This window comes from Nocardia caishijiensis NBRC 108228, from assembly GCF_001612825.1.
Classification (GTDB): Bacteria; Actinomycetota; Actinomycetes; order Mycobacteriales; family Mycobacteriaceae; genus Nocardia; species Nocardia caishijiensis.
Genome location: NZ_BDBE01000043.1, coordinates 1 through 23,890 on the forward strand (window position 1 = coordinate 1; position 23,890 = coordinate 23,890).

At 67.7% G+C, this 23,890-nt stretch carries 20 protein-coding genes and 5 tRNA genes; 11 read left to right on the top strand and 14 right to left on the bottom strand.

Annotated elements, in window-relative coordinates:
* Nucleotides 1-156: 156 nt before the first annotated feature.
* Nucleotides 157-1,443 (bottom strand): salicylate synthase, encoded by a 1,287-nt coding sequence (locus NC7_RS24480; protein WP_373861273.1) that lies wholly within the window; start codon nucleotides 1,441-1,443, stop codon nucleotides 157-159.
* Nucleotides 1,444-1,636: 193 nt separating this feature from the next.
* Here NC7_RS24480 and NC7_RS24485 point away from each other — a divergent pair, with 193 nt between their 5' ends.
* The 3 genes from NC7_RS24485 to NC7_RS24495 all read left to right on the top strand — a co-directional run bounded on the left by NC7_RS24485 (nucleotide 1,637) and on the right by NC7_RS24495 (nucleotide 5,930).
* Nucleotides 1,637-4,063, top strand: a complete 2,427-nt coding sequence (locus NC7_RS24485; protein ID WP_067987108.1) for a glycerol-3-phosphate 1-O-acyltransferase — start codon at nucleotides 1,637-1,639, stop codon at nucleotides 4,061-4,063.
* On the top strand, nucleotides 4,060-5,403 hold the full coding sequence (locus tag NC7_RS24490; RefSeq protein WP_067987111.1) for a 1-acylglycerol-3-phosphate O-acyltransferase: 1,344 nt from the start codon (nucleotides 4,060-4,062) through the stop codon (nucleotides 5,401-5,403). The genes NC7_RS24485 and NC7_RS24490 overlap by 4 nt, the downstream gene beginning before the upstream one ends.
* Before the next feature lie 92 nt (nucleotides 5,404-5,495).
* The gene (locus tag NC7_RS24495; RefSeq protein WP_084458767.1) at nucleotides 5,496-5,930 is read left to right on the top strand and encodes a DUF6069 family protein; all 435 of its coding nucleotides are present in this window, start codon (nucleotides 5,496-5,498) and stop codon (nucleotides 5,928-5,930) included.
* Between the two features lie 54 nt (nucleotides 5,931-5,984).
* Here the strand turns inward: NC7_RS24495 and NC7_RS24500 are convergent, their stop codons facing one another.
* Nucleotides 5,985-6,746 (bottom strand): polyprenol monophosphomannose synthase, encoded by a 762-nt coding sequence (locus NC7_RS24500; protein WP_255285067.1) that lies wholly within the window; start codon nucleotides 6,744-6,746, stop codon nucleotides 5,985-5,987.
* A gap of 84 nt (nucleotides 6,747-6,830) precedes the next feature.
* Nucleotides 6,831-7,514 (bottom strand): GAP family protein, encoded by a 684-nt coding sequence (locus tag NC7_RS24505; RefSeq protein ID WP_067987117.1) that lies wholly within the window; start codon nucleotides 7,512-7,514, stop codon nucleotides 6,831-6,833.
* A 158-nt stretch (nucleotides 7,515-7,672) separates the two neighbouring features.
* Between NC7_RS24505 and NC7_RS24510 the strand changes: the two genes are divergently transcribed.
* The 3 genes from NC7_RS24510 to NC7_RS24520 are packed head-to-tail and all read left to right on the top strand — an operon-like array spanning nucleotide 7,673 to nucleotide 10,293.
* Complete coding sequence (locus NC7_RS24510) at nucleotides 7,673-7,990, top strand: hypothetical protein (protein WP_157102160.1); 318 nt, start codon at nucleotides 7,673-7,675, stop codon at nucleotides 7,988-7,990.
* A complete protein-coding gene (locus tag NC7_RS24515) occupies nucleotides 7,990-9,258 on the top strand; it encodes a hypothetical protein (RefSeq protein WP_067987121.1) in 1,269 nt (422 codons plus the stop codon). The genes NC7_RS24510 and NC7_RS24515 overlap by 1 nt, the downstream gene beginning before the upstream one ends.
* Nucleotides 9,259-9,267: 9 nt before the next feature.
* On the top strand, nucleotides 9,268-10,293 hold the full coding sequence (locus NC7_RS24520; RefSeq protein WP_067987123.1) for a DUF8176 domain-containing protein: 1,026 nt from the start codon (nucleotides 9,268-9,270) through the stop codon (nucleotides 10,291-10,293).
* 43 nt (nucleotides 10,294-10,336) lie between these two features.
* Here NC7_RS24520 and NC7_RS24525 read toward each other — a convergent pair.
* The 5 genes from NC7_RS24525 to NC7_RS24545 form a co-directional block, all read right to left on the bottom strand.
* Nucleotides 10,337-10,410, bottom strand: a tRNA-Asp gene (locus NC7_RS24525).
* Between the two features lie 46 nt (nucleotides 10,411-10,456).
* Nucleotides 10,457-10,533, bottom strand: a tRNA-Phe gene (locus tag NC7_RS24530).
* Between the two features lie 58 nt (nucleotides 10,534-10,591).
* A tRNA-Asp gene (locus tag NC7_RS24535) sits at nucleotides 10,592-10,665 on the bottom strand.
* 31 nt (nucleotides 10,666-10,696) lie between these two features.
* Nucleotides 10,697-10,769 (bottom strand) — tRNA-Glu (locus tag NC7_RS24540).
* A gap of 91 nt (nucleotides 10,770-10,860) precedes the next feature.
* Complete coding sequence (locus NC7_RS24545) at nucleotides 10,861-11,532, bottom strand: TetR family transcriptional regulator (protein WP_067987125.1); 672 nt, start codon at nucleotides 11,530-11,532, stop codon at nucleotides 10,861-10,863.
* 745 nt (nucleotides 11,533-12,277) lie between these two features.
* Here NC7_RS24545 and NC7_RS24550 point away from each other — a divergent pair.
* Nucleotides 12,278-12,353 (top strand) — tRNA-Lys (locus NC7_RS24550).
* Between the two features lie 349 nt (nucleotides 12,354-12,702).
* Complete coding sequence (locus NC7_RS24555; RefSeq protein ID WP_067987127.1) at nucleotides 12,703-13,659, top strand: acyl-ACP desaturase; 957 nt, start codon at nucleotides 12,703-12,705, stop codon at nucleotides 13,657-13,659.
* 63 nt (nucleotides 13,660-13,722) lie between these two features.
* On the opposite strand, the gene NC7_RS24560 is transcribed toward NC7_RS24555, so the two are convergent.
* Complete coding sequence (locus tag NC7_RS24560; RefSeq protein ID WP_067987129.1) at nucleotides 13,723-14,289, bottom strand: hypothetical protein; 567 nt, start codon at nucleotides 14,287-14,289, stop codon at nucleotides 13,723-13,725.
* Between the two features lie 206 nt (nucleotides 14,290-14,495).
* Here NC7_RS24560 and dusB point away from each other — a divergent pair, with 206 nt between their 5' ends.
* The 3 genes from dusB (at nucleotide 14,496) to phoU (ending at nucleotide 18,678) form a co-directional block, all read left to right on the top strand.
* A complete protein-coding gene (gene dusB / locus NC7_RS24565) occupies nucleotides 14,496-15,638 on the top strand; it encodes a tRNA dihydrouridine synthase DusB (protein ID WP_157102161.1) in 1,143 nt (380 codons plus the stop codon).
* Between the two features lie 170 nt (nucleotides 15,639-15,808).
* A complete protein-coding gene (locus NC7_RS24570) occupies nucleotides 15,809-17,914 on the top strand; it encodes an LCP family protein (RefSeq protein WP_067987133.1) in 2,106 nt (701 codons plus the stop codon).
* A 104-nt stretch (nucleotides 17,915-18,018) separates the two neighbouring features.
* Complete coding sequence (phoU, locus tag NC7_RS24575; RefSeq protein WP_067987135.1) at nucleotides 18,019-18,678, top strand: phosphate signaling complex protein PhoU; 660 nt, start codon at nucleotides 18,019-18,021, stop codon at nucleotides 18,676-18,678.
* 63 nt (nucleotides 18,679-18,741) lie between these two features.
* Here the strand turns inward: phoU and pstB are convergent, their stop codons facing one another.
* The 5 genes from pstB to mshD all read right to left on the bottom strand — a co-directional run bounded on the left by pstB (nucleotide 18,742) and on the right by mshD (nucleotide 23,795).
* Complete coding sequence (pstB, locus tag NC7_RS24580) at nucleotides 18,742-19,518, bottom strand: phosphate ABC transporter ATP-binding protein PstB (RefSeq protein ID WP_067640881.1); 777 nt, start codon at nucleotides 19,516-19,518, stop codon at nucleotides 18,742-18,744.
* 19 nt (nucleotides 19,519-19,537) lie between these two features.
* Nucleotides 19,538-20,443, bottom strand: coding sequence for a phosphate ABC transporter permease PstA (gene pstA / locus NC7_RS24585; RefSeq protein WP_067987138.1), 906 nt, complete (start codon nucleotides 20,441-20,443; stop codon nucleotides 19,538-19,540).
* Nucleotides 20,443-21,414: a phosphate ABC transporter permease subunit PstC gene (pstC, locus tag NC7_RS24590; protein WP_067987141.1), complete on the bottom strand. Its 972-nt coding sequence runs from the start codon at nucleotides 21,412-21,414 to the stop codon at nucleotides 20,443-20,445. The genes pstA and pstC overlap by 1 nt, the downstream gene beginning before the upstream one ends.
* 92 nt (nucleotides 21,415-21,506) lie before the next feature.
* Nucleotides 21,507-22,619 carry a phosphate ABC transporter substrate-binding protein PstS gene (pstS, locus tag NC7_RS24595; protein ID WP_084458766.1) on the bottom strand — a complete coding sequence of 371 codons (1,113 nt, stop codon included), beginning with the start codon at nucleotides 22,617-22,619 and terminating at the stop codon, nucleotides 21,507-21,509.
* A gap of 285 nt (nucleotides 22,620-22,904) precedes the next feature.
* Nucleotides 22,905-23,795, bottom strand: a complete 891-nt coding sequence (mshD, locus tag NC7_RS24600; RefSeq protein WP_067987142.1) for a mycothiol synthase — start codon at nucleotides 23,793-23,795, stop codon at nucleotides 22,905-22,907.
* Nucleotides 23,796-23,890 lie beyond the last annotated feature (95 nt).

The following is a 23,890-nucleotide window of genomic DNA, read 5'->3' on the forward strand; positions in this document are numbered from 1 at the left end:
AAAAACACAGCCAGTACTCCTGTGGGCGCAATTCCTGAAGAGCCGGGCACGCTCCCCAGCGCACCCACCCCCACCAAGCTCAAATCAAGCCTTCACCCTGCCCGGCCCGACCCACCCTCGACTCGAGCCTTCACCCTGCCCCGCCCAACCTTCAACTCAAGCCTTCACCACATACGGCGCGACGCTTCCCAGCTTCTCGCAGGTTTCTTCGAACTCCCGTTCCGGTCGCGACTGTCCGACGATGCCCGCACCGGCACGTAACCACGCACCCTCGCCGGTCTGGTAGATCGCCCGCAACACCAGTGTCGCCTCCAACGCACCGGTCGGCGAAACGCACACCACCGCGCCCGAATACAGGCCACGCTCGTCGTGGTCGTTGCGGAAGACGGAATCGACGCCTGCTCGCTTGGGGATGCCGGAGGCGGTGACCGAGGGGAACAGGACCTCCAGTGCGTCCCATGCGGTGCGGTCGGCGGCCAGTTCGCCGCGGACCGTCGAGGCCAGGTGCTGCACGCTGCCGCGTTCGCGCACGGCCATGAAGTCCGAGACGGCGGTGGTGCCGGGGACGGCTACTTCGGCGATCTCGGCGAAGGACGTCTGGACCGAGATGGCGTGTTCGACGATTTCCTTCGGGTCGGCCAGCAGGTCGACGCGGGCGGCGCGGTCGGCGTCGGCGCCGAGACCGAAGGCGCGGGTGCCCGCCAGCGGTTCGGTGGTGACCACCCGGTCGTCGTCGACCGAGGCGACCAGTTCGGGGCTGAATCCGGCCGCTTCCAGGCCGCCGAGGCGGAGCAGGAAGGAGCGGGCGGGAGTGTTGTTGGCGCGGCCGAGCCGGTAGGTGGCGGGCACGTCGACGGCGAAGGGCAGGGCGACCTTGCGCGACAGGATGACCTTCTGATAGCTGCCGGAACGGATCTCCTCGACCGCGCCCGCGACGCGGTCCTGGTATCCGGTGCTGTCGGGCCGCACGTCCACGGGGTGCGCCGAGGGCAGTTCGGAGCCCTGGGAGGCCGCGATCAGGTCGTGGATATCGCAGGTCTCGGCGGGCGTGGCGCCGCTGATGCGCACGCCGCTCGCGTCGATGCGCACCTCGATGCGGGGAATCATCAGGTGTGCCAGCGAGGTCAGCGGGTTGAGGTAGTGGGTGGCGCCGAGGGAATAGGCGCAGAATTCGAAACCGATCCAGCCGTAGGCGTTGCGGCCGTCGAGGGGCAGGCTCGCCAGGGCGGCGTCGACGGTGGCCGCGGGGCTGCCGGTCCAGGCGCGGGCGGTGGTCCGCTCACCCCAGGCGGTGCGTAATTCGCCCGCGTCGAGTTCGACGCTGCCGAGGGGGTCGGCGGCAAACACCCAGACACCGGGCTGTTCGTACATCACGTACTCGCCGAATCGGTCGGCCGAAGCCAACCACGACATCGCTGCGGCCGGGTCGGTCACATATTCCACCCGCGTGGGCTGTTCCGTCGACGACAACGATCCTCCAAGGTAAAGCTGACCTAATTTAGCGTGGTTAGGTTAGCATTACCTCCACGTTTGGCTACCCGGTCGCGGGGTAGCCTTGCCCACTCGTTCTCATCCCGCGCTCCCACTGTCGGCGAAGTTCGGTGCGCTGCGGCGAATCTGCGGCTTCAATGGAGAGATGATCGACAACGATGGGCGGCCCACGCGAACGGCTCCGCAGGCGGACTCGGTAGTCGCCCTGGTCGACGCGGCCTCCGGGGTGGAGCGCGAGGTGATCGGCGCCTGGATCGCCGAGGGTGGGCTGGCCGCCGAGATCGACTCCCGCGCCCCCGTCACGCAGGTGGACCTCGACGCCAAAGCTCTCATCAAACGCCTGGTGAACCGCCGCGACGACCCCCTGGTCGTCCCGGTCCGCGTGCTGTGGCTGCCGCCCGAACGCGACGGTGTGCGCCGGGTGACCTTCGCCGACCTGGCGATGCTCACCAACCCACGCAAGCCCAACCGCCTGGCTCAGCGCCGCCTGCTGCGGACGCAGCCCGACCGCCACCAGGTGCTCGTCGGTGCCCCCGCGCGGCTGAGCGAGCTGCGCACCAACTATCCCGAGGCCGCCGCCCTGCTGCGGTCCGGCTCGCCCGACGCGTTCGCCCGCTCGGTGCTGCGCGCGGCGGTCGTCGCGCTCGAACGTGCCGAACGCACCGTGATCGGCGACCGCTACAAGGTGCCGCAGCTGGTGGCCGAGGAAATCCTCGACTCACCGGAATTCCAGCGCAAGCTCGACTACCTCGCCGACGAGTTGGGCTCGGACCCCGCCCAGGTCCACCGCAGCGCGGAGAAGGCGCTGCGTGAGCTGGTCGCCGCGCAGAGCAGACTGGTGTCGGACCTGTTCACCCAGGCCATGCGCCCGGTGCACGCCTCGACCTGGAAGGTCGACACCGATCTGAGCGGCCTGGACGCCCTGCGCTCGCTCAACCGCAAGTATCCGCTGGTCTTCCTGCCCTCGCACCGCTCGTATGTGGATGCCTTCGTCCTCGGTGATGTGTTGGCCCGCAACGATTTCCCACCCAATCACGTGATCGGCGGGGCGAATCTGAACTTCTGGCCGATGGGCCCGATCGCCCGGCGCACCGGCACCGTGTTCATCCGGCGCAGCTTCGGCGACGACGAGGTGTACAAGGCGGTGGTCGAGGAGTATTTCGCCTACCTGCTGTCCAAGCGATTCAATATGGAGTGGTACTTCGAGGGCGGCCGGACCAGAACCGGCAAGCTGCGCCCACCCCGGTACGGTCTGCTGAATTATCTCGCGGCGGCGGTGCGTTCGGGCCGCGTCGAGGACGTGATGCTGGTGCCGGTGTCGATCACCTACGAGCGGCTCAACGAGTTGGGCGCCATCGCCAGCGAGCAGTCGGGCGGGAAGAAGAAGCCGGAGGGTATCGCCTGGCTCGCCAGATATGTTCGCAGCCAGCAGCATTCGGCCGGTCGCGTGTATGTGCGCTTCGGCGAGGCCATTTCGGCGCGCGAACGGCTGGAAACCCACGGCGACCCGCTCGGCGAACGTCCCCGCACCATTCCGCTGCACGACACCACGACCGGGGCCACCAAGGTGCCCGACGAGTCCGCGCTGAGCGAGACCGAGCGAAAGGCTGTGCAGCGCTTGGCCTTCGACGTGGCGGTCCGGATCAACGCGGTCACCCCCATCTCCGTCAACGCCCTGGTCACCCTGGCACTGCTCGGTGTGCACGAGCGCGCGCTCACCCTCGGCCAGGTACGCACCGTGCTCGATCCGGTGCTCGGCTACATCGATCGGCGCGGGCTGCCCGCGGGCGAGTTGTCCAAGCTGCGCGACGAGCAGGGCTTGCAGGTGGTCCTCGAACAGTTGGCGCTGGCCGGTGTCGTCACCGTGTATCGGGGCGGGCTGGAACCGGTCTACTCCATCGAACCGGGCGCCCACCTCGAGGCGGCGTTCTACCGCAACAGCGCGGTGCACTGGTTCGTCAACCGCGCCATTCTCGAGCTGGCCGCCCTCACCGCCGTCGAGCAGCCGGGCGACGACCCGCTGCGGGCGGCGTGGCGGGCCGCGTTCGCGCTGCGCGACCTGCTGAAGTTCGAATTCTTCTTTCCCGAACGGGAGGAGTTCGCCGACCAGATCATCGAGGAGGTGCGCGTGATCGTCCCCGAATGGGACGAGAACACGCCCGACGACCGCCTCGATCAACAATTCCTCGGCGCCCTCACCGAGTCCGGCTTCGTCATGGCGCACCGCGTGCTTCGCTCGTTCTTCGACGCGCAACTGGTGGTGGCCGAACGGCTCGCGGCCCGCCCGGCCGACACGGAGATCGACCGCAAGGAATTCATCGACGAATGCGTCGCCGTCGGCAAACAGATGCTGCTGCAGCAACGGCTGCACAGCCCCGAGTCGGTGTCGACGGAATTGTTCACCAGTGCGTGGAAATTGGCGGACAACCACCATCTGATCGCCCCGGCCGCGCCCGGAGAAACAGCCGACCTGGTGGCGCGCCGCAACGAATTCGCCCAGCAATTACGTGACCTCGGCGAACGCATCGCTCGCGCCGCATCCCTCGACCCGTCGAACCGGAACACCCTGTGAGCGGCATCGACGAGGCGGTCGCCGCCGTCCGAAACGGCCCGAGGGGACAGCATGTGCTCGCCGTCTTCGACACGCGAGCCGTGGTGGACGCATTGCCGCGAAAACGATTCCCCGGCCGAGCTTTCCGGCGCGGCGACGCGCGACGCAACGCCATGCTGACCGGCTTCCGGCGCGACCACCGACGGTTCCTGCGCGAAACCGAACAGGCGTGGGCCGGTGTCCCGGAAGCCGAACTCGAGCAGCTGGGCCGCGGCGTTTTCCGCAAGGAGATGTACGGCCGGATCTTTCCCGAGGCCTGGCAGCTCGTCCGCGAACACCGAGCAGCGGGCCACACCGTGCTCCTGGTCAGCGACCTATCGATCTACCAGGTGCGTTCGCTCGCCGAAGTACTCGGCATCGATGACGTGCTGTGCACCGAATTCGCCACCGACGACGGTGTTCTCACCGGCGATCTCGCGGGACCCGCACTGTGGGGCACCGAAAAGTCCGAAGCGGTGCGAAAATTCGCCGCCGCACGCGACTGCGAGATCGGGCATGTGTACGCCGACACCGCCGCGCTCCACGTGGCAGGTACCCCGGCACTCGATCCGAGCTCTTTCCGGTCGCGCACAGCGCCGAGCCCGGTCGACTACGCGCGCACCGTGATCGCCTTCGTCGCGCTCGTCGCGGGTGCCCTGACCGGCGTGGTCCGCAAGTCCTACACCCGCGACCGCCAGGCCATGGCCGATGCCCTGATGCACGACGCGACCACCGCGACCCTGCGAACCCTCGGCGTCGAGCTGCGCGTGGTCGGCATCGAGAACGCCCGTGCCCCACGGCCCGCCGTGTTCCTGTTCAACCATCAGAGCCAGTTCGACGTCATCATCGTTCCCAAGGTGCTCGACGGCGGGGTCACCGGTATCGGCAAGAAGGAACTGCGTTCCCATCCGCTGTTCGGGCCGCTCATGCGGTTCGTCGGCGTCACCTTCATCGACCGCTCCGATACCGAGCGCGCGAAAGCCGCGCTGGCACCGGTTGTTTCGACGCTGCGCGAAGGGCTGTCGATCGCGGTCGCGCCGGAGGGCACCCGGTCGTATACGCGCGGGCTCGGCCCGTTCAAGAAGGGTGCCTTCCATATCGCCAAGCAGGCGGGTGTGCCGGTGATCCCGATCGTCATCCGCAATGCGGGTGACATCGCCTGGCGCGACTCACCCATCGCCCGTAGCGGTGTCGTGGATGTGGCGATCCTGCCGCCGATCGATGTGTCGACGTGGAATCCCGCCGCGATGGACGAGGAGGTCGAGGGTGTGCGCAGGCTCTACGAGCACACCCTCCTGAACTGGCCGACCACAGCGATGTGACGAGCGTCTCAGGCGGCGGGCGCCCTCTTCGCTTGACCTGAACCATTATTCAGGTTTGAAGATGGTCTCACCAGCGAATGAGGGAGAACATCATGACCACCGCCACCGCAACCACCACCCGCACCCTGCCCGCCCTGAACCGACCCGTCGCCGTGCTGGGTGCCGTCGCCACTGCCCTGGTGGCGAACCTGATCGTCTGGGCGATCGGCGCGGCCGCGGGCGGAACGTTCACCATGGTCGCCGACGGCAAGGTGTCCGACGTGGCGCCGGGCGGGGTGATCCTGATGTCGACAGTGCCGTTGCTGATCGGTCTGACCGCCGCCGTGCTGGTGTCCTACAAGTGGACCGGGGTGCTGCGGGTCGCCGCCGTCGTCGGCTCGGTGCTGTCGATCGCGACCATCGGCATGACCCTGACCGCCGGTTTCGACACCGCCTCCACCATCGCCCTGTCGCTGATGCACGTGGTGCTGGTGCCGGTCATGGTGATCGCGCTGGAAGGCGTGCGCCGCACCATCACCGAGCAGTGACACACAGCGAAAGGCCCCGCCGAATCATCGGCGGGGCCTTTTCGCGTACGTAGGTCAGACCGCGCGGCCGAACAGCAGCTTCCACGGCATGAGCGCCGATTCCAGTTGCACCTTCAGGCTCATCTTCGACGCGCCGACCGTGCGCTCCTCGAAACGGATCGGCACCTCGGCGATGGTGTAGCCACGCTTGATCGCGCGGTAGTTCATCTCCACCTGGAACGAGTAGCCGTTGCTGCGGATGGAGGCCACGTCGATGGCGCGCAGGGTGTCGGCCTTCCACGCCTTGAAACCGGCCGTGGCGTCCTTGACGCCCAGGCGCAGGATCAGGTTCACATAGAAATTGGCCCAGGCCGAGAGGGCCTTGCGGTACCACTTCCACTCCTCGGCGGTGGAGCCGCCGGGGACGTAGCGGGAGCCGAGCACCACGCCGACGTCCTCGGAGTTCAGCTTCTCTAGCATGGCCGGGATCACCTCGGCCGGGTGCGAGAGGTCGGCGTCCATCTGGATCACCACGTCGGCGCCGTCGGCCAGAGCCTGGGTGATGCCCGCGATGTAGGCGCGGCCGAGGCCGTCCTTCTCGGTGCGGTGCAGCACGCTCACCACGGTCGGCAGCTCGGCGGCCAGCTTGTCGGCCACCTCGCCCGTGCCGTCGGGTGAGTTGTCGTCCACCACCAGCACATGCAGATCGGGCACCGGCAGCGCCGTCAGCCGCTCCACCGCCACCGGCAGATTTTCCCGCTCGTTGTAGGTCGGCACAACAACGGTAACCCTCAAGGGTCGCCCTCCCTGCTCACCTGGTAACGCCCGGCGGCCCAGGGTACGGGCGCCGAGGCACGTCATCGATTCGTTATGACCGTACTCGATGGACCTGATGTGTTCCTGAGCGGCCGTCCGGGGCCCTCACCACAGCTGTCCGGCGTGGACCAGCGCGTCCACCACCAACACGACACCGAACACCACGAAAAGTACCCGGACGACCGGCGGCCCGAACCGGGTCACCCCGCGCACCAGCACCCGGTACATCCGCCGTGCCCCAGTGGTTCTGCGCAACGCCAACGCGAGCACGGCCAACGGCAGCACCAGCGCCACCAGACAGTAGGCGGCCACCAGCACCGGCCAGATCGCGGGCAGCGGACGCTGCGCGGAGATCATCGCCAGCGCCGCCAGATACGGCACCGAGGTCGGCACTTTCGCCAGCCCGAGGGTGAAACCGATCACGCCCATCAGCCACGGGTACTTGCGCACCGGTTCGACCCAGCGCCCACCCGGCGCCGCGCCCGTGTCGACCGGGAGCGCCGCCACGGCGATCAGGACGAGCCCGATCACCAACTCACCCCAGTAGCGCAGGGTGGGGGTGAGGTCGAAGTCGAGCAGGCGGACGAGGAAGTCGATGCCGAGCACCGTCGCGACACCGAACAGCACCGACACCGCGAAGACACCGCCGAGGAAGCTCAGCACACCGACCAGCGGCGAACGCCTGGCCAGCCTGCTGTCGGCGACCACGGCGGTGGTGATCGCCACCAGCAGCACGTCGAGCGCGTCGAGCAGGGCGAACCCGAGCAGCGTGAGCAGGAGGACAGCCATCTCGGCCGACCCTACCGGTCGGTCAGCTCGGCGCCGACCAGGGGATTCTCGAGATCCAACCGTCCAAGAGCAACGGATGGCCCCGCGAACGGCCCCCGGTGGTTACGCTTTTCAGTGCCGGCAGCGCCGGGATCCGCGATCGTGAAGGGGCAGACATCGTGGCAGACATGTCATTCGACCCGTCAGCGCTCGACGCTTATCAGCGTGCGGCAGCTCGGGTTTCCGAACTACTCGGCACCGCAGCCACCCAGACGACCACCGCCGCGGGGGTCGATCTCTCCGGCTTGGGTGTACTCGGGCGCGAATTCGCCGCGGCGTGGACACAGGCCGCGGGCGCACACGCCTCGACCCTGAACACGGCAGGGAATCTCGTCACCGCCTACCAGGACATCCTCGGCCGGTTCGGCGCGGACGTCACCGGCGTCGACACGGACGTCGCCGCCGACCTGCGGGCGACCGAGAACGAGGTGGCCTGATGCGCACGAAATCGCTTGTCACCGAGAACACCCTGAGCACCATCACCGCCGAGGAGGCCGAGGCCAAGCTCGAACCGGTGATCGCACTGCTGGAAGTGCCACTACTGGAATTACGGAAAGCGCTCGGCAGCAACACCTCCGCCGATCCCGATCCGGCCGTCGTTGCCGCACTCAGCTCGGCATCGGCCGCGACCACGGCCACCGAAGACCCGCACCGGCTCGGCCTCTACGCACTCGAGTCCACCGACACCGCCGCACCCGCGACCCCCGCACTGCGCCGCACCGCCACCGAGGTGTCGGCCGCGGCCGACCGCGGCGCCCGGCTCAGCACCCTGCTCGGCCAGGCACATACGACACAGGCGAACGCCGCCGCCAAGGTGGACGCGATCATCGCCGAGTTCCGGCGCAAGGCCAAGACCGCCGCACCCGCCGTGAACAGCAACAACCTCGACGCGATCGTCGAGCTCGCCGAGGAGGCGATCCAGGAGGCCGTCGGTGTGGTCGGTGCGGCGAGCACCGATATGGACCAGCACACACGCGACACCCAGAACCTCACCAGCGATCTCGGCGGAACCAACGGGGTCACGGTTCCGCCGGGGGCGACCGAGGTGGCGCCGGGGGTGTACGTGCTCGGCACCGGCGGCACCGACACGTCGACCTGGAACGACGACAAGACGACCGACCCGGCGGTCGCGGCGCAGATCGCCCTGCAGGAGGCGCTGATCGACGGTGGGGTGAGCCTCGGCACGGCGGCCATCGATGCCGGTGTCACCTTCGGCACGCATCTGATCGACAAGATCGCCGAAGTCGCGATGCACGGCATCGACAAGGGCGCCGAGCTGGCGACGACCGGCATCGACACCCTGGCGGCCGGGGTGGACGGCACTGCGGAGACTCCGGCCAACACCTCCCCCGCGACGACAACGCCCGGCACCAACGGCGCTGGCGCCAACGGCAATTCGAACACCCTGTTCGGCGGACTCGGCGGCAATTCCGGCGGCACGGGCGGCGCGAACCCGGGCGGTTCCGGTGGTGCGAACTCCGGTGGCGCGGCGCCGAAACCGGAGGCACCCGCACCCGCGCCTGCCAACCAGGTCCCGAAACCCGAAGCGCCGCAGCAGGCTCCGTTCCAGCAGGCGCCCGCACAGCAGCCGATGCAGGGCGGGGTGATTCCCCCCGCCGCGCGCCCACAACAGGATCAGGAGAGCGAACGGCCGTCGAACGCCCCCAAACACGGGCAACCCGGAGTTGTCCCGGCGAACGCCTAGGCCGCGCGCATGGACAACCCGTTCGGTGCCTACTTCTCGTCGCCGGACGCGACCGGGCGCCGTCGCCCGCAGGGCAAGCGGCGGCGCAGGCGGCGCCGCGAGGCCGAGCCGCAGACCATCGGGTCCAACCCGGAGCTGTGGCCGCCGCCGGACCCGGAACCGTTCACCGACGCCCCGACGACGCCATTGCCGCCCGAACCCGTCTACCGCCATCCCGACGAGGACGACGACGGGTTCACCGGCGACTGGAACGACTGGACCGACGCCGACTTTCCCGTCGAACCGGTCCGCACCGACGACGTGGACTGGAACGACTGGGCGACGACAACCGCCACCGAGCAGAGCGGTGACCACGTGGAGATGCCGGTGCTGCCTAAGCTCAAGGACTTCGGCGGGGGCGGCCCCATCGCCCGAAGACCGCGCAAGAACTACAACGACGAACGCTTCGACGACGGTCACGGCCGCACCAGGGCCGCCGCCGCGATCAAGGGTGTGGTCGGGGCGCTGGCGTTCGTCGTGCTGCTCGGCCTGGCCGCCACCATCTTCCTCGGCCCCGGCGACGAATCGGCCTCGGGCACACGGCAGGCCGCGCTGTCGGGTTCGACCGCGACCACCTCGAGCACCACCCCGCCGTTGCCCGCGCACGCCCTGCCGGGCTGTGAGGAGTTCCGCACCACGTCCATCACCGTGAGCGCCGAACGTGGCGACGCCAGCTCACCGCAGGGTGCCATCCTCGGTTTCGAGTACAGCTATTACGTCGACCGCGATGCCGCCAAGGCGAGGTCCTTCGTCACCGACAACGCCCACGTCGGCGACGAGGCCGCCCTCGCCGCCGGGATCGCCACCCTGCCCTCGAACGTCAAGTACTGCACCCACATCACCCGGGGCGACTCCACCGACACGTCCATCTGGCACGTCACCATCCATCAGCAGTGGCCCGGCGACACCGCCATCGAGAAGGTCCACCAGACCATCAAGACCACCGAGATCTCGACCGGCCGCTACCGCATCACCAGCATCGATCACCGCCGTTGACGCGAAAATCCCCCGCACCGACCGGTACGGGGGATTTCTCGTGCGACCCTGACGGGACTCGAACCCGCGACCTCCGCCGTGACAGGGCGGCGCGCTAACCAACTGCGCCACAGGGCCTTGCTCTTACAAAAATCCCCTCCACCAGATACTGGCGAGGGGATTGTGGTGGCCAGGGCCGGGATCGAACCGGCGACCTTCCGCTTTTCAGGCGGACGCTCGTACCAACTGAGCTACCTGGCCGCAGGCACCCGTACGGAATGCCATACGCGAAGCGCCGGATTGCTCCGGCGCTTACTTGCGACCCTGACGGGACTCGAACCCGCGACCTCCGCCGTGACAGGGCGGCGCGCTAACCAACTGCGCCACAGGGCCTTGCTTTTCCTACTCTACAGTCCGAAGACTGTACCCCCTACGGGATTCGAACCCGCGCTACCGCCTTGAAAGGGCGGCGTCCTAGGCCGCTAGACGAAGGGGGCTCGTTCCGAATCTCTCCGGGGCGGCTTCAACGTTTCCGTTGGGAGCTCGCATAGCTTATGACACTGCGGCGCGGTCCACCAAATCGCCTGGTCAGGCGCCCAAACCGAGGTCGTCCAGCCGGGCCTGGGCGCGCCAGCCGTCGGCGCGGAAGCGCTGGATCCACAGCGGTGTCGCCATGGCCTCGACGATCACCTCGAGCACCTCGGCGAAGCGGGCACGCAGGTCGGCGGCCGAACCGGTGCCGATCGGATCGACGAGGTAACGCTGCCCCGCCAGCGCCGCGGCGAGGGTTCTGGTGAAGCGGTCGGGGTCGGCGTCGGCGCGCAGCTGACCGTCGTCGATGGCGCGCACGGCGAGCACCCGGGTGGCGCGGCCGATGATGCGACCGCCGCCGTTGCCCGCGTCGCGATGGAAGTCGGGTTCGATCACCAGGCGGTACTCGGCCTGCACGATGGTGTCGTGTTCGAGCCGCAACGCGACCTCGTCGACCATGCCGTGCAGGACGTCGAGTGGGCCGAGGTCGGTACGGGACAGCCAGCGCTCCGCGCACAGCCGGTACCGCTCGACGGCGGTGTCGAGCACCGCGCGCGCGAGGTCTTCCTTGGAGTCGAAGTGGAAGTACATCGCCCCCTTGGTCGCGCGCGAACCTTCCAGAATGCGGTTGAGCGATGCCGCCGCGTACCCACTCTTGCCGAACTCGACGGCCGCGGACTTGATTATCGCGGCGCGCGTGCGGCGCGCCCGCTCTTGCTGCCGTGCCATGCTCGAAACGCCTCCGAACGTTCTCGCCGCCGCCGATCAATGACAGACCCGCGACGCGAATTGTGGTTATTTTTCATACTTTTGGTATGTAAACTCGCCGAATGCCGGTACCCCTCCGGCTGGTATAGTTCGCCGGCCCGGGTGCGCCACAGGGGGTGCACACTCGGGCTCAATACCTGTGAGAACCGCCTCCTCCTGCGGTAGCGACTGCCCCTTTGCGAGGAGTTCGCGCACCATCGCGTTCACCCCGGTACATCGAACCCCCGATGAATTCCGCGACACCGCACCCATCGCCGGGCGCCGGAAAGTGCGGCCCCGGTGATTGTTTCGAAATTCACCAGGCAATCACCGTACCCGTATTCTCCGAACAGCGACATACGAATGGGACACCCGGTCCGTTTTTCCGGACAGGCAAACCGGGCGCAACCGTGAGCCGTGGCAACGAATACGAAAGCCGCACTCGCACAGCATCGTTGACCCGCTCGGCGACCCCCTGCGGCGCACTCGCGGACTCCGGCATCACCCACATCCTCCTCGTCGTACGAAACCTGTTGACTAGCAACAGTATTCGATAACTCGGCCGGACGGAAAGCGGGAACGGTGATGAGCCACAGCTCTTCAGCCGGAATCGCCACGCGGCACGCCACCGTTACCCGGGACGACCGGCGGCGATCCGCCGGGCGACCGGCCGATCGACGACCACTATTCGGCGTCCGGGCGCGACGTCGGTTAGACTCCGCTGCGCGCCCCTTTAGCTCAGTTGGTAGAGCTGGTGACTTTTAATCACTAGGTCGTAGGTTCGAGTCCTACAGGGGGCACCACGACTTCATCGTGACCACTGTCACGTGGCGCTATCCCGCCGCCCCGATCGCACTGGTCGTCCTGCCCCCTGAACAGGCGAACGACCTCGCCCTCAGCCCTCCCCGACGCCGCCACACCGAGAGTTCATCCGGTGACCGCTAACGTCGTCGCCCCTACAGCGATAGTCCCTACGCTGCGGACCGAACACCTAGACTCGTCAGTACGTCCTACCGGCAGCTGCCGATGTTGTGGCGTTGTTCAACTTCATCGGCTTTACGCTCAGTTGCGTTTCGCATCACACCTACGGTGCCGTAAGGTATGGCCGCATCGCGACGTTCGACCGCAAGCACGACAGCGAAGGGTTTTTACATGGCAAGGGATCTGACTCAACTCGAACTGCTCACGGAGTTGGAGCCGGTTGCCGAGGAAAACGTCAACCGGCACCTGTCGCTGGCCAAGGAATGGCATCCGCACGACTACGTCCCGTGGGACGAGGGCCGCAACTTCGCCGCCATGGGCGGCATCGACTGGGATCCTGAGCAGTCCAAGCTCAGCGAGGTCGCCAAGGCGGCCATGATCACCAACCTGCTCACCGAGGACAATCTGCCGTCCTACCACCGTGAGATCGCCGAGAACTTCTCCCAGGACGGCGCCTGGGGCACCTGGGTCGGTCGCTGGACCGCCGAGGAGAACCGCCACGGCATCGTGATGCGTGACTACCTCGTGGTCACCCGCGGCGTCGATCCGGTGGCCCTCGAGAACGCCCGCATGGTCCACATGACCAACGGATTCGCCTCCCCCACCGAGGTGGACGCCGGTTTCCTGCACTCGGTCGCCTACGTGACCTTCCAGGAACTGGCCACCCGCGTGAGTCACCGCAACACCGGCAAGGTGTGCGACGACCCGATCGCGGACCGCATGCTGCAGCGCGTCGCCGCCGACGAGAACCTGCACATGATCTTCTACCGCAACCTCTGCGGCGCGGCGCTCGACCTGTCGCCCGACCAGGCGATCGAGGCCATCTCCCTGATCGTGGAGAACTTCCAGATGCCCGGCGCCGGGATGCCCAACTTCCGGCGCAACGGCGTGCTGATGGCCAAGCACGGCATCTACGACCTGCGTCAGCACCTCGAAGAGGTCGTGCAGCCGGTGCTCAAGAAGTGGAACATCTTCGAGCGCACCGACTTCACCGCCCGCGGCGAGGCCACCCGCGAGCGCCTCGGCGACTTCCTGGAGAAGCTGAGCCAGGACGTCGTCAAGTTCGAGGAGCAGCGCGACCGGATGCTCGCCCGCGAAGCCAAGAAGCGCGAGATGGCCAGCGTCTAGCCCGCGCGTGAGAAAGCGCCGCCCACCGGAGTTCCGGTGGGCGGCGCTTTTTCGTACAGCCGGTTACTTCATCGGCAGGGCACCGTCGGCGCTGCCGACATCGGTGATCTTCCAGTCCTGTCCGGCGTCGACGGTGATGTTGTAGGTGACCGTGTTGCGCAGGCCGTCGGGGTTCTGCGCGTTGGTGGTGCTCACGTCGACGAACGCGGCGACCTTGTACACCTGGCCCTCGCGCTCGAGCACCTTCGCGGTGATCGGGGTGGCGGTGGAGGCCCAGCGCAGCGGGACGACGATCTCCTCGAGCTTGTCGCCGGTGACGGCGAACTTGCCCGCCAGTTCGGTGGACGTGCCGGACTTGAGCTTGGCCACCCAGGCGTCGACGTCCTGGTAGTTCAGCGTCGCCGAGCCGACGGAGTAGTCCAGGGCGATCTGTTCGGCCTTCGCGTCGTCGGCGGCCTCGGCGCGCAGATCCGAGACATCCGAGCGTGCCGAGCCGTACAGCACGCCGAGCACGACGGCGACAACGGCGAGCACGGCGATCGCGGCGCCGCCGACCAGCAACGAGACACTGATCGCCACGGTCGCCTTACCGGGCGCGGCGGGGGTGGTGGTCGTGGCGTCTTCGGCCATGGGGGTCTTCTCCGATGATGTGGGGGCAGCGCGCCGCCGGGAGCGGCAAGCTCAGGCTACTGAGCCGACGGACATATCCCGAACGCCGAGTACCACATAAACGTCGTCACACGTACCGCAACCCCGCCGTGACCCGGCCGAAGACGCCGGTACGCGAGATCGATCACAGTCGACCGGATGCGAGAATGGCAGACGTGACTACCACGATGCCCCAGGCACCGACCACGCTGCGGATCGGGCCCTACCCGGTCGATCCGCCCGTCGTGCTCGCACCCATGGCGGGCATCACCAACCTGGCCTTCCGCAAGCTGTGCCGCGAATTCGGCAGCAAGACCGCCATCTACGTGTGCGAGATGATCACCGCCCGCGCGGTGGTCGAGCGCAACGAGAAGACGCTGCACATGATGTCGTTCGACGCCGACGAGCATCCGCGCTCGATGCAGCTCTACGGTGTGGACCCGAAGACGCTCGGCGAGGCCGTGCGCATCGTCGTCGGCGAGGGCTGGGCCGACCACATCGACCTGAACCTCGGCTGCCCGGTGCGCAAGGTGACCCGGCTCGGTGGCGGGTCCGCGCTGCCCTACAAGCGCAGGCTGTTCGCCAATATCGTCAAGGAGATGGTCAAGGCCGCCGAACCGGCAGGCGTGCCGGTGACGTTCAAGTTCCGCATCGGCATCGATGACGACCACCACACCTACCTCGACACCGGCCGCATCGCCGAGGCCGAGGGCGCCGCCGCCGTCGCGCTGCACGCGCGCACCGCCTCACAGCTGTACTCCGGCACCGCCGACTGGTCGGCCATCGCCCGGCTCAAGGAAGCCGTCACCACCATCCCCGTGCTGGGCAACGGCGACATCTTCACCGCCGACGACGCACTGCGCATGATGAACGAGACCGGGTGCGACGGCGTGGTCGTTGGCCGTGGTTGCCTCGGCAGGCCGTGGTTGTTCGCCGAGCTCAGCGCCGCCCTGCGCGGCGAACCGATCCCCGAGGGACCGACGCTCGGCCGCGTCGGCGAGATCCTGATCCGCCACGCCACCCTGCTCGCCGAACACGACGGCGAGGACAAGGCGATGCGCGACATCCGCAAGCACATGGCCTGGTACCTGATGGGTTTCCCGGTCGGCTCGCAACTGCGCCGCAGCTTCGCCACCGTGTCGGCACTGAGCCAGATCGAGGACCTCGTCGCCCAGCTCGATCCGGACGTGCCGTTCCCCACCGACGCCCTCGGCCCGCGCGGACGTCAGGGTTCGCCACAGACCAAGGTCGTGCTGCCCGACGGGTGGCTCGACGACCCCGAGGACGACACCGTGCCAACCGCCGCCGACGTGATGCACAGCGGGGGCTGAGCTCCGGCGCTGGTCAGCGCGTCGCAACACGATTCCTCGCGAATCTGTTGTGCACAGGAGTGGCTACTCGTGGCGGAATCGTTATCATTGCGGACATCGTTCGGCTCCGGATCGACCCGTGCGGCCGAACGATGACGCGCATGCGGCAGATAGAGAAGTGAGGTTCGCTGGTGGGTGACGATCGGCGCGGGCGTACGCCCCGGCCCGGAGGTCGCGCCCCGTGGGAGCGCTACCCGGCTGCCGAACCGCCCGCGCAAAGGGACACCGGTTCGCGCCGGTCCAGGCACGCCGACGCCGACGCCGACGCGGCCCCACTCACCGTCCAGGACCTCGTCGACCGGGTCGACAGCGAACGAACCAAACGCAGCCGCCGCGCCCCCGCCGACACCTCCGGCACCTCCCGCGCGGGCCGCCGCGCCCGTGACCAGGCACCCCGCCCGACGCCCCGCCCCGATCTCGCGGCACGCGCCGACGCCCCGCCCGGCGACGCCCCCGCCGCACCACATCGCGCCGACTCCCCCGCCGACCGCATCGCGACCACCGCGATTCCCGCGCAGGGCAAGGCTCTTCCCACGCCGGGCAAGACCGTCCCCGCCCAGGGCAGTACCGCCCCGGCGAAGGGTAAGACGGTCCGCACGGCACCGCCCGCTCGTCGGGTCGACGAGCAGGTCACCGATATCCTGCCCGCCGTCACCGAGACCCCGGCGGCCCCACCGAAGCGCGTCGAGCCGAAGCGGGTCGACACCAAGTCCGCCGCCGCCAGGACACCCGAACGGCGCCGCGTGAAGCAGGCACGCCTCGCGGGACGGGTCGCGGTCACCTTCTTCGCCGTGCTGGCGCTGGTGGTCACCGGTGGTGGCTGGAGTTACCTGCGGGCGACGAACAACGGCTTCACCCAGGTGTCGGCCCTCGACGGCGCCACCGAGGACGTGCTCGACGGCGACATGCAGCTCGGTGACGAGAACTACCTGATCGTCGGCACCGACACCCGGGCCGGTCTCAACGCCGAGATGGGCGCGGGCTCGACCGTCGACGCCGAAGGCGCGCGTGCCGACACCGCCATGCTGGTGCACATTCCCAAGGACCGCTCCCGCGTGGTCGTCGTCTCCTTCCCCCGCGACCTCGACGTCACCCGGCCGACCTGCGCGGGCTGGGACAACGACCAGGGCAAATACACCGACCAGAAGTTCCCCGCGTTCATCGGCGACAAGCTCAACGCCGTCTACGCGGTCGGCGGGCCGCGCTGCCTGGTCGACGTGGTGCGCAAGATGTCGGGTCTGAGCATCGGGCACTTCATCGGCATCGACTTCGCCGGGTTCGAGGCGATGGTCGATCAGATCGGTGGCGTGGAGGTGTGCTCGACCAAACCGATCATCGACGGTGTGCTCGGTACCGTGCTCGAGAGCTCGGGCAAGCAGCGGGTGAACGGCGAGACGGCCCTCAACTATGTGCGGGCCAGGCACGTGGTGGGCGAGGAGCGCAGCGACTACGACCGTATCCACCGGCAGCAGACCTTCCTCGCGGCTCTGCTGCGTGGTGCGCTGTCGGGTCAGGTGCTGCTCGACCCGGCCAAACTGCAGGGCTTCGTCGAGGCGTTCCGGCAGCACACCTTCGTCGACGGCGTCGAGACCAAGGACCTGATCCTGCTCGGCCGGTCGCTGCAGAAGGTCAACGCGGGCGCGGTCACCTTCATCACCGCGCCGACCGCGGGAACCACCGCCTACGGCAACGAGATTCCACGCGAAGCCGACATCAAGGCGATCTTCCGCGCGATCATCGACGACCAGCCGCTGCCCGGCGAGCAGACCGCCCCGCCGATCACCAGCTCCAGCTCGCCCGCGGCGCCGACCCCGGCGCCCAAGATGTACGCGGTGAACCCGTCGTCGGTGTCGCTGCTGGTGACCAACGGCACCCAGACCGCGGGGATGGCCAGGCAGGCGGCCAACAAGCTGTCGAACTACGGTTTCGGCATCTACAACGTGGCCAACGACCCCGCGGGCAGCGACACCACCAAGGTGCAGTACTCCGAGGGCAACGAGGCGGCCGCCGCGACCGTCGCCAGCGCCATCCCCGGCGCGACCCTGGAACGCGACGACGAACTCAGCGGCATCATCGAAGTGGTCATCGGCTCCGACTACTCGGGCCAGCTCCGCACCCCGACCGCGGTCGGCGCGGAACTGCCCGACGTGGCGAACGGGCAACCCGTCTCCGCCGCGCCGGTGCGCCTGCCCTCAGACCTCGAGCACATGAACGCCGCCGACACCAGCTGCGACTGAGCCTGCGCGATTCACGACGTGCGCTGAGCTGGCACGACTGTGCCACACGGCATTAACCCGCTGTTGGGTGACAGGGGTACCGGTACCCACTAGGGTCAGCCATTATGCGTGTCATCTACAACGAGCAAATGGCCGAGCTCGCCAATCTGCTCGGCGAAATGGCCGGGCTCGCCGGCCAGGCCATGGAGCAAGCCACCCAGTCGCTGCTGCAGGCCGACCTCGCGCTGGCCGAGCAGGTCATCGGTGAGCAGGATCGGATCTCGGTGATGATCGCCGAGGCCGAGGAGAAGGCGTTCGCGCTTCTCGCGCTGCAGGCCCCCGTCGCGGGCGACCTGCGTCAGGTGGTCAGTGCCATCCAGATCGTCGGTGACGTCAACCGGATGGGCGCCCTGGCTCTGCACGTCGCCAAGGTGACCCGCCGTCGTCACCCCAACCACGCCCTACCCGAGTCGGTGAACGGTTACTTCGCCGAGATGGGCCGCATCGCGGTGAACATGGGCGCCGGCGCCAAGGAGGTCCTGGAAACCCGCGACCCCGAACGCGCCGCGCAGCTCAACCAGGACGACGAGGCGATGGACGACCTCCACCGCCACCTGTTCACCCTCCTGATGGACCGGGAGTGGAAGTACGGCGTCGCCGCCGCCGTCGACGTCACCCTCCTGGGCCGCTACTACGAGCGCTTCGCCGACCACGCCGTCGAGATCGGCCGCCGCGTGATCTTCCTGGTCACCGGTGTGCTCCCGGACGGCGAAATCGAAAACTGAAGCAAGGCAACGAGAAAGCCCCCGCACTCCTTCGGGAGGGCGGGGGCTTTCTCGTTGTTTTCCTTAACCGAAGCGGCCCGAAATGTAGTCCTCGGTGGCGCGCTGGGTGGGGTTGGAGAAGATCTTCTCGGTGTCGTCGATCTCGATGAGCTTGCCGGGCTTGCCCTGAGCCTCGAGGTTGAAGAAACCGGTCTGGTCGCTCACGCGGGCGGCCTGCTGCATGTTGTGCGTGACGATGACGATCGTGAACTCCTTCTTGAGTTCGGTGATCAGGTCCTCGATCGCGAGGGTGGAGATGGGGTCCAGCGCCGAGCAGGGCTCGTCCATGAGCAGCACGTCGGGCGAGACCGCGATCGCGCGGGCGATGCACAGACGCTGCTGCTGACCACCCGACAGGCCACCACCGGGCTTGTCGAGACGGTCCTTGACCTCGTTCCACAGGTTCGCACCGCGCAGCGAGCGCTCGGCGACCTCGTCGAGTTCCTTCTTGTTGCGCACACCCTGCAGCTTCAGCCCGGCCACCACATTGTCGCGAATCGACATGGTTGGGAACGGGTTCGGGCGCTGGAACACCATGCCGATGGTGCGGCGCACACCCACCGGGTCGATGGCCGAACCGTAGATGTCCTCGCCGTCGAGCAGCACCGCGCCTTCGACGCGGGCGTTCGGGGTCACCTCGTGCATGCGGTTGAGCGAGCGCAGCACGGTGGACTTGCCGCAACCGGAGGGACCGATGAAGGCGGTGACGCTGCGCGGGAGCACGGTCAGGTCCACGTTCGACACGGCGTGGAAGCTGCCGTAGTAGATGTTGAGATCTTTGACGTCGATCCGCTTGGCCATGGGAGTTTTCCGTTCGCTTCTATCGGTTCCGGGTGAGCAGCTTGTTGACCGCGGCGGCGGCCAGGTACAGCAGCGCGATGAGCAGGATCAGCGTGAGCGCCGCTCCCCAGACACGCGCGCGACCGGCAGGCTCCGGGTTGGCCAGCTCCTGGTAGATCAGCAGCGGCAGCGAGGCCATGTTGCCGTCGAAGATGTTCTGGTTGATCGACTTCGAGTAACCGACGAGCACCAGCACCGGCGCGGTCTCACCCATCACGCGGGCAAGGGCGAGCAGGATGCCCGAGATCATGCCCGGCGCGGCGGTGGGGATGACGATGCGCAGGATGGTCTTCCACTTGGGCACACCGAGCGCGTAGGAGGCCTCGCGCAGCTCGTCGGGCACCAGCTTCAGCATCTCCTCGGTGTTGCGCACCACCACCGGCAGCATCAGCAGCACCAGGGCCAGCGACACCGCGAAGGAACTCTGCGGCATGCCGAGCGTGGCGATCCACAGCGCGAAGATGAACAGCGCCGCGACGATCGAGGGCACACCGGCGAGGATGTCGACCATGAAGGTGGTGACCTTGGCCAGCTTGCCGCGACCGTATTCCACCAGGTACACGGCGGCCATCACACCGAGCGGCACCGCGATGACGGTCGCGATCAGCGCCTGCACGATGGTGCCGTAGATCGCGTGGTACACACCGCCGCCGGACTGGTCCGGCAGGATGCCCTTCTGCGAGTTGAACCACCAGTCGGCGGTGACGATCGAGCTGAAACCCTTGACCACGACCAGGCCGAGCACCCACACCAGCGGGATCAGCGCGATCACGAAGCAGAGGGTGACCAGGGCGGTCGCGATGTTGTTCTTGATCCGCCGACCACTGCTGACGTGACGGAACGTCGGCGCCTTGACCGGCTTGTCGAGGGTCGATGTGGTGGTCATCAGCCGTTCACCTTTCCACCGGAGGCCAGGCGGGCCAGTGCGTTGACCACGAAGGTCAGCGCGAAGAGGACGAAGCCCGCGGCGATGTAGGCGCCGGTCGGCAGCGGGGAGCTGAATTCCGAGGCGGCCGAGGCGATCTTGGAGGCGAAGGTGTAACCACCGTCGAACAGCGACCAGGTGCCCGCGTTGCTCGCGGTACGCAGCACCACGAGCACGGCGATCGTCTCACCGAGCGCGCGGCCGAGGCCGAGCATGGAACCGGCGATCACACCGCTGCGGCCGTAGGGCAGCACGGTCATCCGCACGACTTCCCACTTCGTGGCACCCAGGGCCTGCGCGGCCTCGATGTGCGCGCGCGGGGTGAGGGCGAACACCTCGCGGGCCACCGAGGTGATGATCGGCAGGATCATCACGGCCAGCACCACACCGGCGGTGAAGATGGTGCCACCACCGGCGATCGTGACATTGCCGTCGGAGAACAGGAAGAACCAGCCGAGGTTGTCGTTGAGGAATTGCTGCACCGGCGAGATCTGCGGGGCGAGCACGAGGAAGCCCCACAGACCGAACACGATCGACGGCACCGCGGCGAGCAGGTCGATCAGCATCGTGAACGGCTTGCCCAGCCGCGCAGGCGCGTACTGGGTGAGGAACAGCGCGATGCCGACGCCGATCGGCACCGCGACGATGAGCGCGAACACCGAGCTCAGCACCGTGACCATGAACAGGTCACGGATGCCGAAGCGCAGGTTGTTCGCGTCACCGGTGGAGAATTCCGTGCTGGTGAAGAAGTTGGCGTTGTCGGCCATGAGCGAGGGGACCGCGCGGATCAGCAGGAACAACGCGATCAACGCGATGGCCGCGACAATGGTCGCGCCCGCCGCGGTGGCCAGCCACCGAAAGATCGTCTCGGCGTTCAGGCGCCCGGAACGACCCTTCTCCGGGGCCTTGTCGAATGTCGGTTCGGTCGGCATATGCGAAGTATCTCCGGCCGCCGCCGGGCCCGTCGAATCCGACGAGCCCGGTGCGGTCACCTCAGGGTGCATGGTCATGGCCTACGCAGCGATCAGGAGATGGCGTTGATCGCGGTGGTCAGCTTGGTCTTGAACGCGTCCGGCAGCGGCACGTAGCCGGCGTCGGACAGACCGTTCTGGCCGTTGGTGACGACCGAGGACAGGAACGCCTTGACGGCCTTGCTGGTCTCGGCGTCGGCGTACTTCGAGCACACGATCTCGTAGGTGGCCATCATGATCGGGTACGCGCCCGCGGCGGTGGGCTTGTAGAACGAGCTGGTGTCGAGCACGAGGTCGTTGCCCTCGCCCTTGATCTTCACGCCGTCGATGGACTTGCCCGCCGACTCGGCCGACAGCGCCACCGGGTCCTTGCTCGCCGAGGTGATGATCTGGGCGATCGACAGGCTCTGCGCCTTGGCGAAGGACCACTCGTTGTAGGTGATCGAGTTCTTGGTGTTCTTGATGGCGGCCGAGGTGCCCTCGTTGCCCTTGGCACCCTCACCGACACCGCCGTTGAACGACTTGCCGCCGCCCTTGCCCCAGGCACCGTCGGACGCGGCGTCGAGGTAGAGCTGGAAGTTGTCGGTGGTGCCCGACTCGTCGGAGCGGAAGATCACGGCGATCTTCTCCGAGGGGAGCTTGGCGTTCGGGTTGAGCGCCTTGATCTCGGGGGCATCCCAGGTGGCGATGGCACCGTTGAACACCTTGGCGGCGGTCGGGCCGTCGAGCACGAGGTCGGTGACGCCGTCCACGTTGTAGGTGATGGCGATCGGGCCGAAGACGGTCGGCAGGTTCCAGGCCGGGCTCGCGCAGCGTTCCTGTGCCTTGGCGGGCTCGTCCTTCTTGGAGCTCAGCGGGGAATCGGAGCCACCGAAGTCGGTCTGGCCGCCGATGAACTCGTTGACGCCCGCGCCCGAGCCACTGGAGGTGTAGTTCAGGGTGTAGCCGTCGCAGTTGGTCTCGTACGCGGCGACGAAGCGCTCCATAGCGTTCTTCTGCGAGGAGGCACCGGACGCCTTGAGCGCCTTCTTGCCGCCGCACTCGATGCTGGTGTTGGCGGCGTTGCTGGTGTCACCACCGGTGTTGTCGTCGCTGCCACAGGCGGCCAGAGACATGGCACCCGCGGCGAAGACACCGACAAGGGCGCTGGTGCGCTTGAAGTTCACTTTTCCTCCGACATTGCTGACGAACTCGCTCGGTCCCTCACCGGCCCGGGCGAGTTGGGTGGTGCGGATCGCGGGTGAACGCGAGCACCAGGCGACGACTGTGCCGCCCAGAAGTAACCTAGGTTCGCCCGGTTGACAGTTGGCCCGAGGTGGGTTAACGGAGAATGAACAGCCCGGCGCGATTAGACCGAGCCTGTGATGTTTGCCCCAGTTTTACTCGTCGATACCCGGTCATCCGCACACTATTCAGCGTTGCCGCCGAACTGTGAGCTGTCTCGCAGCCGGTCAACTCAGCGTGTAGGCGACGTCGATATGAGCCGGTGCGAAGCCGAGTTTCGTGTACGTACGCACCGCGGCTCGGTTGTCCGCCTCGGTGTAGAGCAACACCTCGGTCAGACCGGTGTCGCGCAGGTGGTGCAGCCCCGCCAGGGTGAGCAGGCGCCCGAGGCCACGGCCCTGCGCGGCCGGGTCGATGCCGACGACGTACACCTCCCCCGCCGGGGCGGCGTCGGGGTGGGCCTTGGTCCAGTGGAAGCCGAGCAGGCGGGCCCGGTCGGTGGCGTCGAACGCCAGGAAGAGCCCCGCCGGATCGAACCAGGATTCCGCGCGGCGGGCGGCGATATCGCGTTCGGTCCAGCCGCCCTGCTCAGGATGCCAGGCGAAGGCGGCGTTGTTCACCCGCAACAGTTCGGCATCGTCCGCAGGGCCGGTGTAGGTGCGCAGGACGAGGCCCTCGGGCACCTCCAGTGGGGGTAACTCCGGGGTTGCCAGACTGCGGCGCATCTGCCACAGTTCGCGTGCTGTAGTCAGTTTCAGGCTGGCGGCGAGCGCCTTGGCGGCGGGCAGATCACCGTGCGCCCACACTCGCGCACCCTCCCCGCCTTCGGTGAGCGCCGCGCGGACGAGATCGGTGCCGATGCCTTGTCCACGCGCGTCGGGGTCGACGGCCACCTCGGCCATCGCCGGGTGATCCCCATGTGCGGCAACAAGATTCACGTAACCGACGATGTCGCCGTTCCGTTCGGCGATCAGATGCCTTGTGTGGGGATCGGTTTCGGCAAGCGACAGCACCGCCTGTTCGGAGACGGGGGCGACGCCGTCGGTGGACTTCGCGCGCCCGAGCAGAGCGCGGATGCGATCGGCAGTACTCGGGTCGAGATCAGCGGTCCACTTCAAGGTTGCCCCTTAGGTTGTCGGCACGCGACTGGCGAGCTATCACCATTTGTTATACCGCCCGACCAAGATTCCCCGCAGTCCGCCATGACAGCATT

Excerpts from the sequence above, each read along its gene's own strand:
- NC7_RS24485 (WP_067987108.1), top strand. The coding sequence starts at position 1,637 with ATGATCGACAACGATGGGCGGCCCACGCGAACGGCTCCGCAGGCGGAC.
- NC7_RS24495 (WP_084458767.1), top strand. The coding sequence starts at position 5,496 with ATGACCACCGCCACCGCAACCACCACCCGCACCCTGCCCGCCCTGAAC.
- NC7_RS24505 (WP_067987117.1), bottom strand. The coding sequence starts at position 7,514 with ATGGCTGTCCTCCTGCTCACGCTGCTCGGGTTCGCCCTGCTCGACGCG.
- NC7_RS24515 (WP_067987121.1), top strand. The coding sequence starts at position 7,990 with ATGCGCACGAAATCGCTTGTCACCGAGAACACCCTGAGCACCATCACC.
- NC7_RS24520 (WP_067987123.1), top strand. The coding sequence starts at position 9,268 with ATGGACAACCCGTTCGGTGCCTACTTCTCGTCGCCGGACGCGACCGGG.
- NC7_RS24545 (WP_067987125.1), bottom strand. The coding sequence starts at position 11,532 with ATGGCACGGCAGCAAGAGCGGGCGCGCCGCACGCGCGCCGCGATAATC.
- NC7_RS24555 (WP_067987127.1), top strand. The coding sequence starts at position 12,703 with ATGGCAAGGGATCTGACTCAACTCGAACTGCTCACGGAGTTGGAGCCG.
- NC7_RS24560 (WP_067987129.1), bottom strand. The coding sequence starts at position 14,289 with ATGGCCGAAGACGCCACGACCACCACCCCCGCCGCGCCCGGTAAGGCG.
- dusB (WP_157102161.1), top strand. The coding sequence starts at position 14,496 with ATGCCCCAGGCACCGACCACGCTGCGGATCGGGCCCTACCCGGTCGAT.
- phoU (WP_067987135.1), top strand. The coding sequence starts at position 18,019 with ATGCGTGTCATCTACAACGAGCAAATGGCCGAGCTCGCCAATCTGCTC.
- pstB (WP_067640881.1), bottom strand. The coding sequence starts at position 19,518 with ATGGCCAAGCGGATCGACGTCAAAGATCTCAACATCTACTACGGCAGC.
- pstA (WP_067987138.1), bottom strand. The coding sequence starts at position 20,443 with ATGACCACCACATCGACCCTCGACAAGCCGGTCAAGGCGCCGACGTTC.
- pstC (WP_067987141.1), bottom strand. The coding sequence starts at position 21,414 with ATGCCGACCGAACCGACATTCGACAAGGCCCCGGAGAAGGGTCGTTCC.